We start from the raw sequence: 16,333 nt of genomic DNA, 5'->3' as shown, positions 1-16,333 counted from the left end.
TTGCGCACAATCGCATTTAATAACGATACCACAATAGGCAAGTCGCACACAATTGGCGGATTCAACCGAGCAGTAGCACCGCGAGCGCGCGGAGGGTCTTTTGCGCCGATTTCGACTTTGCCAGGAGGACTCCGACATGGCAGGTATCTCGTTCTTTAGCGATATGGTGCAAAGCATCACCGATCGCGGCCGCAGGCTGCTTGCGGCAGGCGCGCGCAGCGAGCCGATCCAAGCCGAGACGAATATCGACACGCTCTGCGACATGCTTTTGTCGAGCCGGGGCGAAGCCTCGGGCATGGCATTGGCCGCCGAGGTCCTTCAGCGCTGGGCCCAACTGGACGCGGTCGGTCAGCAAGACTTCGTGCGTATGCTGCACGAACAGTTCGGCCCAGACATCGCCAAGCTTGACAAAGCCATCGAGCGCTACCGCAGCGACAGGAGTTCGGACGCCGTCATCGAACTGCACCAGGCCGCCGAGCCGCGTCGCCAGGAACTGGTGCGCAGACTCAACCTGGCCCCCAAAGGCACGGCAAGACTGGTGGAGATGCGCGAGCGCCTATTAGCCATGAAGGACGCGACGGAGCCGTTTCGCGCCGTCGATGCCGACTTCGCCCACCTGTTCGGCTCATGGTTCAACCGCGGTTTTCTGACCCTGCGTCCGATCGACTGGTCGACGCCAGCCGACATCCTGGAGAAGATCATCAGATACGAGGCTGTGCATGAAATCGCCGGCTGGGAGGAACTGCGGCGGAGGCTAGCTCCAGCCGACCGCAGGTGCTTTGCGTTCTTCCACCCGCGTCTCGCAGACGATCCGCTGATCTTCGTTGAGGTTGCGCTGACCAAGGCGATTCCCTCTGCCATCGCTGATGTGCTCGATGTAAACCGTTCGCCGATCACGGCCCAGGACGCCACCACCGCTGTCTTCTATTCGATCTCCAACTGCCAGGACGGACTGCGCGGCATCTCTTTCGGGAACTTTCTGATCAAGCAGGTGGTGGAGGATTTGCGCCGCGACCTGCCGGGCTTGAAGACCTTCGTGACGCTGTCGCCGGTTCCGGGTTTCGCTGGCTGGCTAGCAAGACTGCGCAAGGCGACCGATCCGAGCCTCGATGATCAGGCCCTCAAGACGCTCGAGCTGCTGGACGATCCGAGCTGGGCGGACAATCCGCAGAAGGCACGGGTCGTTGAAGCTGTGCTCCTCCCGCTCGCCGCACGCTATTTCGTCAAGGAACGTGCCACCGGCAGACGGCCGGTCGATCCTGTAGCGCGTTTTCATTTGGGCAACGGCGCTCGCCTTGAACGGCTGAACTTCCTCGCCGATCGCTCCGCCAAGGCGATGCGGCAGTCCCACGGCTTGATGGTCAACTACTTTTACAAGTTGGACGACATCGAGGCGAACCATGAAGCCTTGGCGCAACATGGCGAGATCGCTGCTTCGCCGCAGGTGAGAAAACTGGCGGCAACCGCTTCGGCCGACACCAGTATCGGCGTCCCGGTTCGTCGACGCCGCACCGAAATGCAGAAAACCTAATAAGCAAATTGGGAGGAGTTCAATGAGCAATCACCTGTTCGACGCCATGCGAGCATCCGCCAAGTCAGGCGAGTCGATTTTCATCGAGACTATTGATGGTCAGCGTTGGACCTATGGAGATGCGCTGCGGCTCTCCGGACAGATCGCCAGCGCAATTGATGTGCTCGGCGTTCGCCCAGGCGACCGCGTCGCGGTCCAGGTGGACAAGAGCCCGTTGGCTCTGATGCTCTATCTCGCATGCGTGCGCTGCGGGGCGATCTATCTGCCGCTGAATACCGCCTATACGCTGGCTGAACTCGACTATTTTATCGGTGACGCCGAACCGCGGCTCGTCATCGTCTCCTCGAAGTCGCGAGCTGATGTCGAACGGATCGCGAACGGCTACGGCGCGATTGTCGAAACGCTCGATGCGGACGGCGCCGGGTCGCTCATGGAGTTGGCCAGGGACGAGTCTGCCGATTTTCTCGACGCGGCGCGCGCGCCTGACGATCTCGCCGCGATCCTGTACACGTCTGGGACCACCGGCCGTTCCAAGGGCGCAATGCTGACGCACGACAATCTTTTGTCCAATGCAATAGCACTGCGCGAATGCTGGCACGTGACCGCAGCCGACCGGCTGATCCACGCGCTGCCGATTTTTCACACGCATGGGCTCTTCGTGGCGACCAATGTCACTCTGGTTTCCGGCGCCTCGATGTTTCTGCTGCCAAAGTTCGAGCCTGGCGAAATCCTTCCACTGATGTCGCGGGCGACGCTGATGATGGGCGTGCCGACCTTTTATGTCCGGTTGCTTCAGCATGAGGGCCTGAACCGCGACGCCGTTGCCAATATGCGGCTTTTCATCTCCGGCTCGGCGCCGCTGCTGGCTGAAACGCACGCCGCATTCAAGCAGCGCACCGGTCACGCCATTCTCGAACGCTACGGCATGACCGAGACCAACATGAACACCTCAAACCCCTATGACGGCGAGCGAAGGGCAGGGACAGTAGGTTTCCCACTCCCGGGCGTGTCGGTGAGGGTCACCGATCCGGCCAGGGGCGAGACGCTCGGACCAGGCGAAACCGGCATGATCGAGATCAAGGGCCCGAACGTTTTCAAAGGTTATTGGCGGATGCCTGAAAAGACGGCGGCGGAGTTCACCAAGGACGGCTATTTCATCAGCGGCGACCTCGGCAAGATCGATGAGGCGGGCTATCTCCACATCGTCGGCCGCGACAAGGACCTGGTGATCTCCGGCGGCTATAATATCTACCCGAAGGAAGTCGAGGGTGAGATCGATCAACTCGTCGGTGTCGCCGAGAGTGCGGTCATCGGCATTGCACATCCGGATTTCGGGGAGGGGGTGACGGCCATCGTGGTGCTCAAGCCCGGTGCCACAATGGACGAAAAGGCCGTGCTCAACGCGCTGCGCGACCGCCTCGCGCGCTACAAGCAGCCGAAACGGGTGATTTTCGCCGAGGACCTTCCGCGCAACACCATGGGAAAGGTGCAGAAGAATCTTCTGCGCGACCGGTTCAGCAACCTTTACATGCCCGCCTCCTAGGAGGCGCTGACTACCCTGCGTTGGTGCTTGGGAGCGAGACCAACGCAGGCTGATCTACTAACCGATGGAAATGAGAACGGGCGCCTGAAGGCGTTTCCCGAGGGAGGAAGCTATGAACATCCAGATTCTGTCGATCGCGCTGCTGGTCGGCATGTTCGTGATCGCCACCATCCAGCCGATCAATATGGGCGCACTCGCCTTCGCATGCGCCTTTCTGGTCGGCTCGCTCATCATGGCCATGAAGCCGGCGGAAATATTTGCTGGCTTCCCGAGCGACCTCTTCCTGACACTGGTCGGCATTACCTACCTGTTCGCCATCGCCCAGATCAACGGTACTATCGATTGGCTGGTCGAGGGCGCGGTCAAACTGGTGCGCGGACATGTGGCGTGGATTCCCTGGGTCATGTTCCTGGTCGCCGCCGTCATCACCGGCTTCGGTGCGCTCGGACCTGCGGCGGTCGCCATCCTGGCCCCGGTGGCGCTGGGTTTTGCGTTCCAGTACCGCATCAATCCGGTCATGATGGGATTGATGGTTATTCACGGTGCACAGGCGGGCGGCTTTTCGCCGATCAGCGTCTATGGTGGCATCACCAACCAGATCGTCGAAAAGGCGGGGTTGCCGTTCGCGCCGACATCACTGTTTCTCTCCAGCTTCTTCTTCAACCTGGCCATCGCCGTCCTCGTATTCTTCCTCTTCGGCGGCTCGAAGGTGCTGCGTAAGTATTCGATGGCGTCGGGACCGCTGCCTGACCTCCACCCCGAGGGCGTGACGCAGTCAATCGTCGGCCACGGCGGCACGCCGGCTACTCCGATCAGCCATCACGTCTTTGAGGAGCAGACAAAAAATGTGTCGGCGCTTTCCGGCCTGACTACGGAAAGGTTGACGACATTAATCGGCCTAACCGCGCTCGCGGTCGGCGCACTTGTCTTCAAGTTCAATGTCGGCCTGGTGGCGATCACTGTTGCGGTCGCGCTCGCACTCCTCTCGCCGAAGACCCAAAAGGCAGCGATCGACAAGGTCAGCTGGTCGACGGTGCTCCTGATCGCCGGCATCATCACCTATGTCGGCGTCATGGAGAAGATCGGCACGATCGACTACGTCGCCCACGGCATTTCAAGCCTGGGCATGCCGCTGCTGGTTGCACTCCTCCTCTGCTTCACCGGCGCCATTGTATCGGCATTCGCCTCGTCCACGGCATTGCTGGGAGCCATCATTCCACTGGCCGTGCCCTTCCTCCTGCAGGGACAGATCAGTGCCATAGGTGTGGTTGCCGCGATCGCGATCTCCACCACCATCGTTGACACCAGTCCGTTTTCGACCAACGGCGCGCTGGTCGTCGCCAATGCCCGGGAAGCAGAGCGCGAGAGCGTGCTGAAGACGTTGCTGATCTACAGCGCGCTTATCGCCATCATCGGCCCTGTCATCGCCTGGCTGGTTTTCGTGGTCCCCGGTTAGTTTGAACGGTCGGCCGCTTCCAGGACATTCCCAATCAGTCTGGCCGCTCCGGTGCAATTTGACCGGCGGCCAGGCTTGACCCCGAACCTGATCTGGTCGGCGTCAACAAGAAAAACGCCGGCGCAGGCAGAACTGATTCCCTATCAAAGCAGCCGTTGGGCCGATAGGGTGCCCCGCCCGGTTTGGCTACGTGACCCCGCTCAGGCGGGCGAGGGCGCGTAGCGGCTGCCCAGCGAATAGCGGCTGCCGACATAGGTGAGCTTGTTGACGGTGGCGACCGCCGCGCCTGACCAGGTCCGCCGATGCAGGAGCAGGCAGGGGTCGCCTGGCCGGATCATCAAACGGCCGGCGGCCACCTCGTCGGCGGCGACGGCCGAGATCACGTGCTCCACTTCCGTCAGCGGCGTCGCCCGCTGCAGATAGTCGTAGGTGGTGGTCGCAACAAAATTTTGCCGGTGGTAGTCCGGTGCGAGCGCCGAATTGACGAAGCGTTCCTCAAGCTGGACGGGCACATCGTCCTCGAAATGCACGATGATCGAATGGGCGACCGGCCTGCGGCGCATGAACTCGAAGGCGACAATGAGGTCCAGCGCCGGGTCGCGGATCTTCTCGAGCACGATGACCTCGGCCCTGTGGCGTCCGCCGCGCGCGGCGATCTCGCCGGCGATGTTCCTGATTTCGATGAGAGCAGATTGCGGTTTCGGCGGCGCCACGAAGGTGCCTACGCCCTGGATGCGCAGGAGGTGGCCTTCCGATGTCAGTTCCCTCAGCGCCCGGTGCACGGTCATGCGCGAGACGCCGAGCGTGCTGACCAGCTCGTTTTCGGAAGGCAGCCTGCGGTCCTTCGGCCATTTGCCGCTGCCGATGTTGCCAAGCACGTAGTCCTTGACCTTTTCGTAGAGCGGTCCGGCAGTTTCGGGAAGCTTGATCATCGCCCTCTCTCCATTCGGACGATGGTCTTCAGGCCGCCGCTCGCACCTGCGATCAGGCGGTGGTAGGCGGCGGGAATTTCGCCGATCGCGATCTCCTCGGCCACGAAACGCGACAACGCGGGGGCGAGATCGCCAAGCATGGCTACGGCCGGCGCAAGCTCGTCGGCGAAGGCGTGGCAGCCGACAAGCGCGATCTCGCGCTCGACCAGGAAGTTGGGGTCGAGGTCGAGGCGGCCATGCGAAATGCCGACCAGCGCCAGCGTGCCGCCGCCGGCCAAACGATCGAGCAGCCGCGCCATCACCGTCACATTTCCCGTCGCGTCGATGGCATGGCGCAAGTTGGGATCGTGGGACAGGATGTCCAGGTCGACGACGGTCGCGCCGCTCACCTCGGCCACGAGATCCGCACGTGCCGCATTGCGGTCGGCGACGAGGACCGGTCTCTCGCTGCGCCGCGACAGGAGCAGCGCCGCCAGCCCGCCGATCGGGCCGCAACCGGCGATAAGCACTGGCGCCCCGGCCGGCGCCGACAGCCGCCGCACTGCGTGCAGGGTGACCGCCAGCGGCTCCGCCATGGCGGCGATTGCGGGATCGAGCGCGGGGTCATGGCGCAGGAGCAGCCGCGCCGGCAGCTCCGTCTCTTCCGCGAAGCCGCCGTCGCAGACCTCGCCTACAAAGCCCAGTGTGGCACAGACATTATGCAGGCCGGCCCGGCAAGCAGGACATTCGCCGCACCAGAAACGCGAATCGGCGACGACCCGGTCTCCGAGGGCCACCTGGGACACGCCGGCCCCCACGGCAGTCACTTCGCCGGCGAACTCATGTCCAACGACGCTCGGCGCGCGGCTGATCCACTGACCGGTGCGGAAATTGTGGAGGTCGGAGCCGCAGATGCCGGCGGCCGTCACCCTGAGCCGCACCCAGCCAGGCCCTGGTTCGCCGGGAGACGGCACATCCTCGACCCGCAAGTCGCCCGCCGCATGGAGTCTGGCCGCCTTCATCATCCGCTACCGCACCAAATATCGGTCGCGCACATCGGAAACGGCGTGTTCGTGCGAGGAAAAGCCTTCATAGCGGGCAAGCGTGCGGGCATGACGCGCGAATTCCGGATAGGCCGTCGCCGTCACGTAGCCGATGGAAGAGCGCTTGACGAAATCCGTGACCGAGAGCGGTCCACAGGTACGCGCCCAGCGGCTGGTCGGCAGCACGGCGTTGGGGCCCAGCCCGAAATTGCCGATCGAAACCGGCGTGTGCGGCCCCATCAGGATCTCGGCGGCTTCGGTGATGTGGCCAAGGTGCGCAAAGGGATCGGTGGAGAGGATCTCCAGATGCTCAGGTGCGTAGTCATTGATGAAACGGTAGCTCTCCTCGATCGATGCCGTCAGCACGATGCCGCCACAGGCACCGGTCAGCACCGCGGTGGAGAATGCTACCCGCTGATCGGTCATGCGCGCCCAGTGCTCGGGCAGCGCCGCCAGTGCCTCCTCCGCCACGCGGCGGCTGTGGGTCACCAGATAGGCCGACGAGTCCGGCCCGTGCTCCGCCTCGATGAGGAGGTCGAGCGCGGCCAGTCCGCCATGTACGCTGTCGTCGGCGAGGATAATCGCTTCCGACGGACCGGCGGGAAGGCCTGGATCGACGACTCCCGCAAGCAGCCGCTTGGCCGCAACGACCCAAGGGCTGCCTGGACCGACGATCTTGAGCGCGGGCCTGATCGTCTCTGTGCCGTAGGCGACCGCGGCGACCGCCTGCGCGCCGCCGCATTTGTAGACCGTTTCGACGCCGGCGAGGCGCGCCGCAACCAGTGTCGCTGCGTCCACTGAACCATCGGCCGCTGGCGGCGTCATGATAGCAAGCTCCGGGACGCCCGCCACGACGGCGGGCACTGCGGTCATCATTGTCACCGAAGGGAACGCCCCCTTGCCGCGCGGGACATAGAGCGCCACCGAGCGGATCGGCGTGAAGCGGTCCCCGGCATAGGCGCCGGGCCGCATTTCCTTAAGCCACATCGCTTCCGGCTTCTGCTCTTCGTGGAAATGCCGGATGTTGTCGATGCCGAAGCGAATGGCGGCGACCACGTCCTCGTCCACCATGCCGAAGGCGGCATCGAACTCGGCGGGGCTGACCTTCAGCCGCGCCGCATCGAGATCTGCCTTGTCCAAGTCGCGGGCGAAGCGGACGAGCGCGGCGTCGCCTTCTGTTCGGACCGCCTCGATGATCGGTGCGGCCTTCTCCATAAAGCCAGAGAGATCGGTCTCTGAGCGCCGCATCAGTGCCGCTCGACCGGCGGCGTCGAGTTGGCTCAAGTCGTGGAACGATACGTTTGGCATAGGATTTCCTTTTCGGCCCGGCGGGCCGGCATTCCTCATTTCGATTTCAGGAAGATGTCGAGCCCGACCAGCCTGTCGAGCAGGAAGACGGCGACAGCCGAGCAGGCGATGAAGACCACGGAGATCGCGGCAAGATCCGGCGTGATGATCGAGCGGATGGAGTTGTAGATCAGCACCGGCAGCGTCACGATGCGGGCATCGACGAGCAGCAGGCTGACCAGGAACTCGTTGAGCGCAAGGATGAACATCAGCAGCGAGCCGGTGATCACCCCCGGCATAACCGCCGGCAGGGTGACGGAGAAGAACACCTGGAGCGGCGGCGCGCCGCAATTGGCGGCGGCCAGTTCCAGGTCCGGGTCAAGCCCGGTGGCACTCGCCGTCACCGCCCAGATCATGAAGGGAAGGTTGATGACGCAGCAGGCGATGCCGACCGGCCAGAGCTGGCCGAGAATGCCGGCGTTGCCGAAAATCAGCATGAGGCCGATGCCCGATCCGATCAGCGGGATGGTAAAGGGCAGCAGCAGATAGATCTGGATCGTCTTCTCAAAACGCACCGCATATTTCGCCAGCGCGATGCCGGCCAGCGTGCCCACGGGAATCGCAACGATCGTACAGACCGTCGCAACTTGGAGGGTGCGCAGGAAAGCGTTGCGCAGGTCGGAGGCCTGCGAAATGCGCGCATACCACCGCAGCGACAGCCCGTCCGGCGGAAACGTGATGATGTTGCCGCCGGTGAAGGAAGCGCCGAGCACGACGATCGTCGGCGCCGAAAGCGTCACTAGGGCGATCGTAACCAGGGTCCACAAGACAACGGATTTGCTGCGCGAGCCGCTCACGCCCGTGACCTCCCCATCGCAAGCGTTCCGGCTCCGAACAGCGCGAACACCAAGCCGACGAGGATTGACCCGAGCGCGACCAGCATAAGCGCCAGCGTCGCACCAAGGCCCTGGTCGGACGTTCGGAAGAACTGGTCGTAGATGGCGTTGGCGATAAAGTCCTGCGAGCCGCCGCCAAGGATTGCGGGGACTGCGAAATCGGTGAGCGAAAGCGTCAGCACCACCACGCCGGCGCCGATGAAGCCCGGACGAGCGAGTGGCAACACGACATGGATGAACGTGCGAACCCAGTTCGCGCCGAGCGATCCAGCGGCCGCCTCCAGCTCTTCGGGAATGGCGGTGAGTGCCGGCGCCAGCATCAGCACGGCAAACGGCAGCATGTACTGGACGAGGCCGAACAGCACGGCGGGATAGTTGTAGATGAGCCGCATCGGGGCGACCCCGACAAGGCCGAGTGCCTCGTTCACCATGCCCTGGTTGCCTAAGATGATCAGCCAGCCATAGGCACGCACAACCTGGCCGATGAAGAACGGCAGAAACAGCGCAATCAGCAGGAATTTGCGCAATCCTGGCGAACGCGTGCGCACCATCAGATAGGCGTAGGGAAAGGCGAAGACGAGTGTCACAGTGGTGACGATCAGGGCGGCGATGAGGCTGCGCTGCGCGACAACGAGGAACAGTGGCTCTGTCAGCGCCCGCCGGAAATTGGTGATGGAATAGTCGTCCGAGAATTGGAACGTGGTGGTGTCGAGCGTGCGCAGGCTGGCGTCCGCGATCTGGATGAGTCCGAGCGCGAGCAGTCCGACCAGCAGCACCGCCGGAAGCAGCATCAGATAGGGCGTGGCGCGCCTTAACCGAGCCGGCCAGATGGCGGCGGCAATGCCTTCCAGCGCATCCATGATGCGCCATTTCAGGGGATAGGCTGTCCTGGCTGCCCGCATGAAAAATCCGTATCCGACGTCGTGAAGGAGCCGGTGCCGCCAGCGCAGCACCGGCCGACCCGGCGTCAGCCCTGCATGATCGCCTTGAACTTGGAAAACCACTCGCTCTCGTTCTCGACCTGGACCTTCGAGGAGATACGGATGAGGCGCTGGAAATCCGCTTCGGTGGTCGGATAGGACGGATCGCCCACCAGATCCTTCGGCGGTGTGAGGCCCGGCACCACGCCCGGCAAGCCGAGGCCGTCCAGCCAGACCTGCTGGGCTTCCTTGGTCAGCGCATGGTTGATGTACTGCTTGGCCCAGTAGAGTTCGTTTTCCGGCAGGCCCTTGGGAATCCACAAACCGTCCGTGTCGAATTTCGCACCCTCCTCCGGCACGACCCATTCGATTTTCACGCCGTTCTTGCGGGCCTCTCGGGCGTTGGTCGAGATGGTGCAGGCGGCGTCGATCTCGCCGTTCTGGAACCAGGTGGTGAAGTCGGGATCTTCGCCCAGCAGCGGTTGCTGCGCCTTCATCTTGGTAATGAAATCCCAAGCCGGCTGCATGTTGCCGGGTATGTCCTCCAGCTTGCCGCCACCGGCGACCTGGGCTGGGAAATGGAAGCCGATGCCGTCATTGTAGAAGGCAAGCCGCCCCTTGAACTTCGGGTCGAGCAGGTCTTTCCACGACTTCGGCGGTCCGTCCGGGAATGCCGCAGGCCGATAGGCAAGCACATAGACATAGCCGTAGGTGTTGACGATCGGGAAGCCTTCCAGGCCGGCCGGCTTGGCAAGGTCCGTCACATTGGCGAGGTTCGGCAGGTCGGAGAGGTCTTCCGTCACGCCGCGCAGTGCCGATTTCGTAGCATTGGTGGTGGTGTCCCAGTTGATGTGGATCGGCGGGACCCGGTTCTGCGCTACGGCCGCCCAGACCTTGGGCTGGATCTCATTGTCTTCGGTCAGGTCGTGACGAACAGCAATCCCCGTCATTTTGGTGAATCTGTCGGACACGCCGGCCTTCAAACTATCCACCCAACTGCCGCCCCAGGCGCGCACGATGATCTCCGCCGGCTTTTCCGGTTCCTGCGCATAGGCGCCGCGCAGGCCGAGCGCTGAGGCGCCGCCGAGCGCGGCGGTGGCCTGAAGGAAGGTTCTGCGGGAAAGATGGGATAATGTCGGCTTGAAGCGCTTCATCTGCATTCTCCTCTGGGTTTGACCGGTTTCCGGTTCTATCGAAAAACAAGCATGTCCCTGGCATTCCACCCTAGGAACACGCTTTCGCCTATGTCGAACTGCGTGTGCGCGGCGGGATCATGGTCAAAAACGCGAATGACCTCGTCGCCAATCGCGGCGCAGGCTACCTCGTAGACCATGCGCTCGCCTTCGAAGATGGTGTCGGCCACAGTCCCGGCCAGCATGCAATCGAGCTTCGACAGCTGCGCAGCATCGCCGGCGAGACGGATTTGTTCGGCGCGGATCGCTCCCGACGCCTTGTCGCCCTCCGCAGGTGGATTGACCGGATCGCCGATCTTTCCGGCAAGCATCAGATCACCTCGAAGGATGGAGACGTCGCCTGCTTCCGAGACGGCCCGTACCGTGCCGGCAATGAAGTTGGTGACGCCGATGAAATTGGCGACGAAGGCGTTGCGGGGCTGGCGGTAGGTGTGGATCGGCTGCGCCTTCTGCTGGATCTCGCCCTGATCCATAACGACGATGTCGTCGGAAACCACCAGCGCCTCGCGCTGGTCATGGGTGACGTTGATCGTGGTGACGCCGAGCTCGCGCTGGATGCGGCGGAATTCGAGCTGCATTTCCTCGCGCAGCTTTCGGTCGAGTGCAGCGAGCGGCTCGTCGAGAAGCAGCAGGTCGGGCTCGAACACCAGCGCGCGCGCGATCGCGACGCGCTGCTGCTGTCCGCCGGAAAGTTCGTGAATGCGCCTGCCGCCGTAGCCCCCGAGCCGGACCAGCTCGAGATATCGCTCGACGCGTTCGGGAATGGTGCGTGCGTCGCGCCGACGCATCTTCAGCGGGAAGGCGACATTCTCGGCCGCCGTCATATGTGGAAACAATGCAAGCCTCTGAAAGACCATGCCGATCGACCGCTTGTGCGGGGGCACCGCGCTCACCGCTTCGCCGTTGATGAAGATCTCGCCGCTGCTCGGGGTCTGGAACCCGGCGATCATGCGCAGGAGGGTTGTCTTGCCGGACCCAGAAGGCCCGAGAATGGTGAGGAACCGGCCCTTCGGCAGATCGAAGGATGCATTCTTGACGGCATGAACCCCATCGAAGTCCATCCCGACGTTGCGGACCGTGACTGCGATTTCCCTGCCGCCTTCCGCTTCGCGTGAAGCTACGGCCCGGAAAGGCTCCTGCATTGCGGTTCCCCTTGTTTGTCGCCGTCCGCATGCAAGAACGTTCGGCGTTGCGAGGTGGTATATACAACCATATACAAGCCGTCGGGTCTACACGGTTCTTGTTGCACCACACCTCAGTCGCTCAGATGGATGCGAGATAACCGCCGTCGACTGGGAGGCAATGCCCGGTGACATAGGCGGATGCCCCGCTGGCCAGGAACACGACGGCTCCGGCCAGATCCTGCATCGTGCCGAAGCGCCGCTGCGGGATCTTGGCCAGCATCGCCGTCTGCCAGTCGGGATCCTGATAAAAAGCATCCGTCATCGCCGTATGGAAATACCCCGGAGCGATGGCGTTGACGCGGATGCCGAGCGATGCCCATTCCGCGGCGAGCGCGCGCGTCATGCCCAGGAGCCCAGACTTGGATGAACCGTAAGGCACCGCGGTCGGAATGCCGACATAGGAGGTCAGCGAGCAAAGATTGATGATCGCGCCACCGCTGTTGCCGGCAGCCATCCGCCGCGCCGCGGCCTGCGCACAGAAGAAGGCGCCCTTCAGATTGGTCGATACGATGCGGTCCCACACTGCTTCGTCGACGTCGAGCGAGGGCTGGACTTGCTCATAGCCGGCGTTGTTGACCAGGATGTCGAGCCCACCAAAGACATCCGCCACCTCATCGACCACCACGCGGATACGATCGGTGTCGAGCACGTCGAGAGACCGGCAAAGCGACCTTCGCCCGTTAGCGCTAATTCGCTCCGCCGTTTCACGAAGGGATGTTTCGTCGCGGGCGGTCACAGCGACGTCCGCACCAGCCGCGGAGAGCGCCTCCGCCATGGCCTGGCCGATGCCGCGGCTGGCGCCCGTCACCAGCGCTTTTTTTCCCGTCAGGTCGAACAAGGGAGCGGCGTCCATGCTGTCACGGCTCCTGTATTTTTCGAAATTGCATAAGGTCGGATTGGAAACGAACACCAGTTGCGGCCGGTTGTCTATACATCCTGCGCTATTGCCGGGGTTGCTTCATGCGCGATCTTCGCCGGCCGACGATCACGGAGCTGTTGGATGGCAAGAAGCAGTGATCCGGGGTAATCGGCAGGTTCATCCTGGACCTGAGCTTTGATCTTCCTTGATACCAACGTCATTTCCGAGACGCTGAAGAAGTCGCCCGATCCTGCCGTGATCGCATGGTTGGTCCGCCACGACTCTGAACTTGCGCTTCCAGCCGTGACGATCGCCGAGATCGCCTTCGGCATCCAGGAAATTCGACCCGATCAGCGTGCCGAGCGTTTGGAGCAGGGACTGTCGGGATTGGCGTCGCGGGTTCGCCGATCGGATCTTCGGGCTGACTGAGGAAGCCGCGATGACCTATGGGGAAATCATGGATACTGCCGTGCGGCAGGGCCGCGGGATGTCGGCGCCCGACGGCATGATTGCTGCAATCTCAAGGGTGAATAGCGGCCGCTTGGCGACGCGGAATTTGGGTGTCTTCGGCACGACTGGTCTCAAGTCGTTCTCTCCGTGGGAGTTCTGACCCGTCGGATATGGCGGCAGGATTTTCTTGCGCCCCTGTCCAACCACCCTCGTTGCATTGCGGGTGATTGGACAGTTTTGCATGGGAAGGCAAGTTCTCGGTATATTAACGGCCCGCCCATGGTGCACGACCCCTAGGAACCTTGCCGGGCTGTGGCTGTCCTTCCTTCGGGGCTACCACGGGTGGAGGCAAGGAAGCCGTGTGACTGGTGTCTAAGGTCATTCCGCTGTTGTCGACGCCAGTAACGAATCCGCGGGTCGGGTCGCGATCCGGGTTTTGATTGGCAGCGAGCGAGACTCCCGTCGACATGGCAAGGAGGGCGATAGCCGTTACAAGCTTGTTCATCGTATTTTCCTTTCTTCGAATGAGCAGACCGGCCAATCGGCGCCTTGCGCGCTATCGACTCCTGCTTGCGAAACCGCTGTCGGCCTTCTGTCTCGTCACCATGACGAGCCTTCCTGCTCACGATTGGAACTTACGCTACGCCTGTCGCAGAGGTTTGCCCGGGTGCCATCGAAATGTATCCGAATGTATGCGAAATCTACGCGAGAGCGCCGTAGCTCTTGGCCTTCGGTCGCTTCGACAAATTTGGCTACAACTTTTTCTCGGCCGTCTGTCCACGTTTGGGCAGCCAAATACGTGTCGGCGTCGTCATCTGGTCCCGTAAGCGGCGCTGCTGAAGAACCTCGGTGACGTACAGGCGCACAATCCCCCATGATTGGGCTCGTCGATAAGCGCAGGTGCGCCGATGCGGTCATGCGAGAACACGCGAGGGTCTTCCAGTGGCCATGGAAATTCCCTGGCGCTGACCGCGCGGCGTCCAGCATTCAGTCGTTGGTGATGGTTCGCGACCGTAGCTGTAAATTGTGTGTCGGATGCGTTGATGTGCCCGTGAAAAGATGGTAACGCGATATTAAATTTTGTTTCGGGTCGTTACCTTGGGCGGGGCGAATGGGATTGGTGATACCGCGGGCATGGCTATGTGCCGGCCTACTGTTGGGCTTGATGATGTCCGCGACGCCGATGGAGAAAGCTTCGGCCGATGCGGTGTCTGGTGCTATGGCCACCGGGCAGCGGAGTTCCATCCCGGTCGGCCACGTTGAATTCTGCCGAAGGCATGCCTCAGAATGCAGGATACGAACGGGCAGGGTCCCTCCAGTCCTTTTGAGCAGAGGCATGGAAAACCAGCTCGCGTCCGTCACCAAACTCGTGAATAGATCGATCAAGCCCGTGAGCGATTTTGCCGTTCACGGCACGATGGAATTTTGGTCCTATCCTGACAGCGCGATCGGCGACTGCGAGGACTACGTCCTGCTTAAGCGCCGGATGCTCAATTTGGAGGGCATATCGCTCTCGAACCTTCTGATCACCGTCGTCAAAAAGAAGGACGGCGAGGGGCACGCAGTGCTGACGGTCAAGACCGACAAAGGCGACTATGTGCTCGACAACCTCAACGACGAGGTGAAGCTTTGGTCGAAAACTGGATATAGATTTTTAAAAAGGCAATCGTCCACAGATACCGGGCGCTGGGTCGCGATACTTGAATACCGCGACGTCCTGGTCGGTGCGGTCGACTAAACCTCTCGCCGCCGCAAGCGCGATGACGAGCCTCTGCTTTTCGACGCGCACCTGCCGCAGGGCGTTGATCCGGCTGCATGCAAACATGTGATAACGAGACGCCGGTGCCATCAACTGCGCGCACGGCGCGAGCCTGGCAGTGAGTTAACTCCGACAGCCCGGCAGGGATCGACTATTTCCTGATTAGGCCCAGGCACGTGACCCGTGATCTTGAGTCGCACCCCATGCGAGTTCCAACCTCGACGTTGCCTTATTACGGGCACCGGAAAGTGCTTTCTTGCGGCGCTCGAGAAGCCCATGTCCTTCAGCCGGAACTCGACTTCATTCCGCGTCTGATGCCGGCAGAGCTTTCGATTCCGCCCGTTTTTATGATCATACCGAAAATGCTGGTACCGATGAAATTGAGAGACGCGGCGCTTGCTGTTATTTCGAAAAAACGCAGAGGCGTGGCTTAGTATAAGGTCTCTCAGAAGAAGGCCGACAAATACGGCTTCTATGTTTATTCCAGTCATATGGTCTGGAAGGACCAGCCGTTTTTCCGAAAGGCGCTGCAGCGGGTCAAAAACATCCGCGGGATTCCTGATCCCCGGGCTTTCGTCCTGCAAAGCTGCTTGCGATCGATCGAGCGTATCGATGGCGATGTGGCCGAATGCGGCGTAAGGCAAGGCCGGTCGACGATATTCATGCTGATGAGCGATCTTCGGCCACGGCACTACCACCTTTTCGACTCGTTCGCTGGCCTCTCCGAACCAACCGCAGAGGATCGCAAGCTAAACGGCCGAACGCCATGGAAGTCCGGCAATCTCAGCACCGACGAGAAGGTAGCCAGAGAGAATGTTTCCGACTTCAGCAACACCACTTTTCATGTGGGATGGATACCAGACACTTTTTCCATCGTATCCGACCGGCGTTTCGCCCTGGTCCATATTGACGTCGATCTATACGAGCCGACACGTGACGCGCTTGCCTTCTTCTACGATCGGGTGTGCGCGAATGGCATGATCATTTGTGACGACTACGGCTCTGCGCTTTGTCCTGGAGCCCGAAAGGCCTTTGATCAATTCTTCGAAAGCCGCCCTGAAGGCATCATCGAACTCCCAACGGGGCAGGCGATTGTCGTAAAGGCAAGCTAGCGCTGAATGGCTGCGGCTACGGCGACGACGGAGCAAAGTATGCATTGAAGAACTGTTCAACGATCTCGTCGACGACCGATATCTTTACGTGCCGTAAGTCCTCTCTATAGCTAGTCGTCCGTGAAGAACTCGGAATGCTTTGATTCTGTTTAACAATTTCCCCTGATTTGAGGTTTCAGATTGCCGAAT

At 61.7% G+C, this 16,333-nt stretch carries 13 protein-coding genes and 1 pseudogene; 6 read left to right on the top strand and 8 right to left on the bottom strand.

Features of this window, described 5'->3' with window-relative positions; translation table 11 throughout:
- Window positions 1-136: 136 nt before the first annotated feature.
- From AC0L3L_RS06620 to AC0L3L_RS06610, 3 genes are all read left to right on the top strand, one after another.
- The gene (locus AC0L3L_RS06620) at window positions 137-1,531 is read left to right on the top strand and encodes a malonyl-CoA decarboxylase (protein ID WP_473636991.1); all 1,395 of its coding nucleotides are present in this window, start codon (window positions 137-139) and stop codon (window positions 1,529-1,531) included.
- A gap of 22 nt (window positions 1,532-1,553) precedes the next feature.
- Window positions 1,554-3,074: a malonate--CoA ligase gene (locus AC0L3L_RS06615; protein WP_473636990.1), complete on the top strand. Its 1,521-nt coding sequence runs from the start codon at window positions 1,554-1,556 to the stop codon at window positions 3,072-3,074.
- A gap of 112 nt (window positions 3,075-3,186) precedes the next feature.
- Window positions 3,187-4,530 carry an SLC13 family permease gene (locus AC0L3L_RS06610; protein ID WP_473636989.1) on the top strand — a complete coding sequence of 448 codons (1,344 nt, stop codon included), beginning with the start codon at window positions 3,187-3,189 and terminating at the stop codon, window positions 4,528-4,530.
- 200 nt (window positions 4,531-4,730) lie between these two features.
- On the opposite strand, the gene hutC is transcribed toward AC0L3L_RS06610, so the two are convergent.
- The 8 genes from hutC to AC0L3L_RS06570 form a co-directional block, all read right to left on the bottom strand.
- Window positions 4,731-5,462, bottom strand: coding sequence for a histidine utilization repressor (gene hutC / locus AC0L3L_RS06605; protein ID WP_473636988.1), 732 nt, complete (start codon window positions 5,460-5,462; stop codon window positions 4,731-4,733).
- Window positions 5,459-6,463, bottom strand: a complete 1,005-nt coding sequence (locus AC0L3L_RS06600) for a zinc-dependent alcohol dehydrogenase (RefSeq protein ID WP_473485134.1) — start codon at window positions 6,461-6,463, stop codon at window positions 5,459-5,461. The genes hutC and AC0L3L_RS06600 overlap by 4 nt, the downstream gene beginning before the upstream one ends.
- Window positions 6,464-6,469: 6 nt before the next feature.
- Complete coding sequence (hisD, locus tag AC0L3L_RS06595) at window positions 6,470-7,792, bottom strand: histidinol dehydrogenase (protein ID WP_473636987.1); 1,323 nt, start codon at window positions 7,790-7,792, stop codon at window positions 6,470-6,472.
- Between the two features lie 35 nt (window positions 7,793-7,827).
- A complete protein-coding gene (locus AC0L3L_RS06590) occupies window positions 7,828-8,628 on the bottom strand; it encodes an ABC transporter permease (protein ID WP_287217312.1) in 801 nt (266 codons plus the stop codon).
- Window positions 8,625-9,569, bottom strand: coding sequence for an ABC transporter permease (locus AC0L3L_RS06585; protein WP_473636986.1), 945 nt, complete (start codon window positions 9,567-9,569; stop codon window positions 8,625-8,627). The genes AC0L3L_RS06590 and AC0L3L_RS06585 overlap by 4 nt, the downstream gene beginning before the upstream one ends.
- A gap of 65 nt (window positions 9,570-9,634) precedes the next feature.
- A complete protein-coding gene (locus AC0L3L_RS06580; protein WP_473636985.1) occupies window positions 9,635-10,741 on the bottom strand; it encodes an ABC transporter substrate-binding protein in 1,107 nt (368 codons plus the stop codon).
- A 35-nt stretch (window positions 10,742-10,776) separates the two neighbouring features.
- Window positions 10,777-11,922: an ABC transporter ATP-binding protein gene (locus tag AC0L3L_RS06575; protein ID WP_473636984.1), complete on the bottom strand. Its 1,146-nt coding sequence runs from the start codon at window positions 11,920-11,922 to the stop codon at window positions 10,777-10,779.
- A gap of 121 nt (window positions 11,923-12,043) precedes the next feature.
- Window positions 12,044-12,817 carry an SDR family NAD(P)-dependent oxidoreductase gene (locus tag AC0L3L_RS06570; protein WP_473636983.1) on the bottom strand — a complete coding sequence of 258 codons (774 nt, stop codon included), beginning with the start codon at window positions 12,815-12,817 and terminating at the stop codon, window positions 12,044-12,046.
- Window positions 12,818-13,018: 201 nt separating this feature from the next.
- Here AC0L3L_RS06570 and AC0L3L_RS06565 point away from each other — a divergent pair.
- From AC0L3L_RS06565 to AC0L3L_RS06555, 3 genes and pseudogenes are all read left to right on the top strand, one after another.
- A pseudogene (locus AC0L3L_RS06565) lies at window positions 13,019-13,433 on the top strand (PIN domain-containing protein).
- A 951-nt stretch (window positions 13,434-14,384) separates the two neighbouring features.
- Entirely contained in the window at window positions 14,385-15,011 is a 627-nt protein-coding gene (locus tag AC0L3L_RS06560; RefSeq protein WP_473636982.1) for a transglutaminase-like cysteine peptidase, read from the top strand.
- A gap of 512 nt (window positions 15,012-15,523) precedes the next feature.
- Complete coding sequence (locus AC0L3L_RS06555; protein ID WP_473636981.1) at window positions 15,524-16,144, top strand: TylF/MycF/NovP-related O-methyltransferase; 621 nt, start codon at window positions 15,524-15,526, stop codon at window positions 16,142-16,144.
- Window positions 16,145-16,333: the final 189 nt, after the last annotated feature.

The organism is Mesorhizobium sp. WSM4849, from assembly GCF_055811385.1.
The sequence above is the reverse complement of the archived record's forward strand: the minus strand, read 5'-3'. Positions and strand labels throughout refer to the sequence as shown.

Coding starts and splice junctions, on each gene's coding strand:
- AC0L3L_RS06560 (WP_473636982.1), top strand. CDS start 14,385: ATGGGATTGGTGATACCGCGGGCATGGCTATGTGCCGGCCTACTGTTG.
- AC0L3L_RS06575 (WP_473636984.1), bottom strand. CDS start 11,922: ATGCAGGAGCCTTTCCGGGCCGTAGCTTCACGCGAAGCGGAAGGCGGC.
- AC0L3L_RS06610 (WP_473636989.1), top strand. CDS start 3,187: ATGAACATCCAGATTCTGTCGATCGCGCTGCTGGTCGGCATGTTCGTG.
- AC0L3L_RS06615 (WP_473636990.1), top strand. CDS start 1,554: ATGAGCAATCACCTGTTCGACGCCATGCGAGCATCCGCCAAGTCAGGC.
- hisD (WP_473636987.1), bottom strand. CDS start 7,792: ATGCCAAACGTATCGTTCCACGACTTGAGCCAACTCGACGCCGCCGGT.
- hutC (WP_473636988.1), bottom strand. CDS start 5,462: ATGATCAAGCTTCCCGAAACTGCCGGACCGCTCTACGAAAAGGTCAAG.
- AC0L3L_RS06585 (WP_473636986.1), bottom strand. CDS start 9,569: ATGCGGGCAGCCAGGACAGCCTATCCCCTGAAATGGCGCATCATGGAT.
- AC0L3L_RS06620 (WP_473636991.1), top strand. CDS start 137: ATGGCAGGTATCTCGTTCTTTAGCGATATGGTGCAAAGCATCACCGAT.
- AC0L3L_RS06600 (WP_473485134.1), bottom strand. CDS start 6,463: ATGAAGGCGGCCAGACTCCATGCGGCGGGCGACTTGCGGGTCGAGGAT.
- AC0L3L_RS06580 (WP_473636985.1), bottom strand. CDS start 10,741: ATGAAGCGCTTCAAGCCGACATTATCCCATCTTTCCCGCAGAACCTTC.
- AC0L3L_RS06555 (WP_473636981.1), top strand. CDS start 15,524: ATGGTCTGGAAGGACCAGCCGTTTTTCCGAAAGGCGCTGCAGCGGGTC.
- AC0L3L_RS06570 (WP_473636983.1), bottom strand. CDS start 12,817: ATGGACGCCGCTCCCTTGTTCGACCTGACGGGAAAAAAAGCGCTGGTG.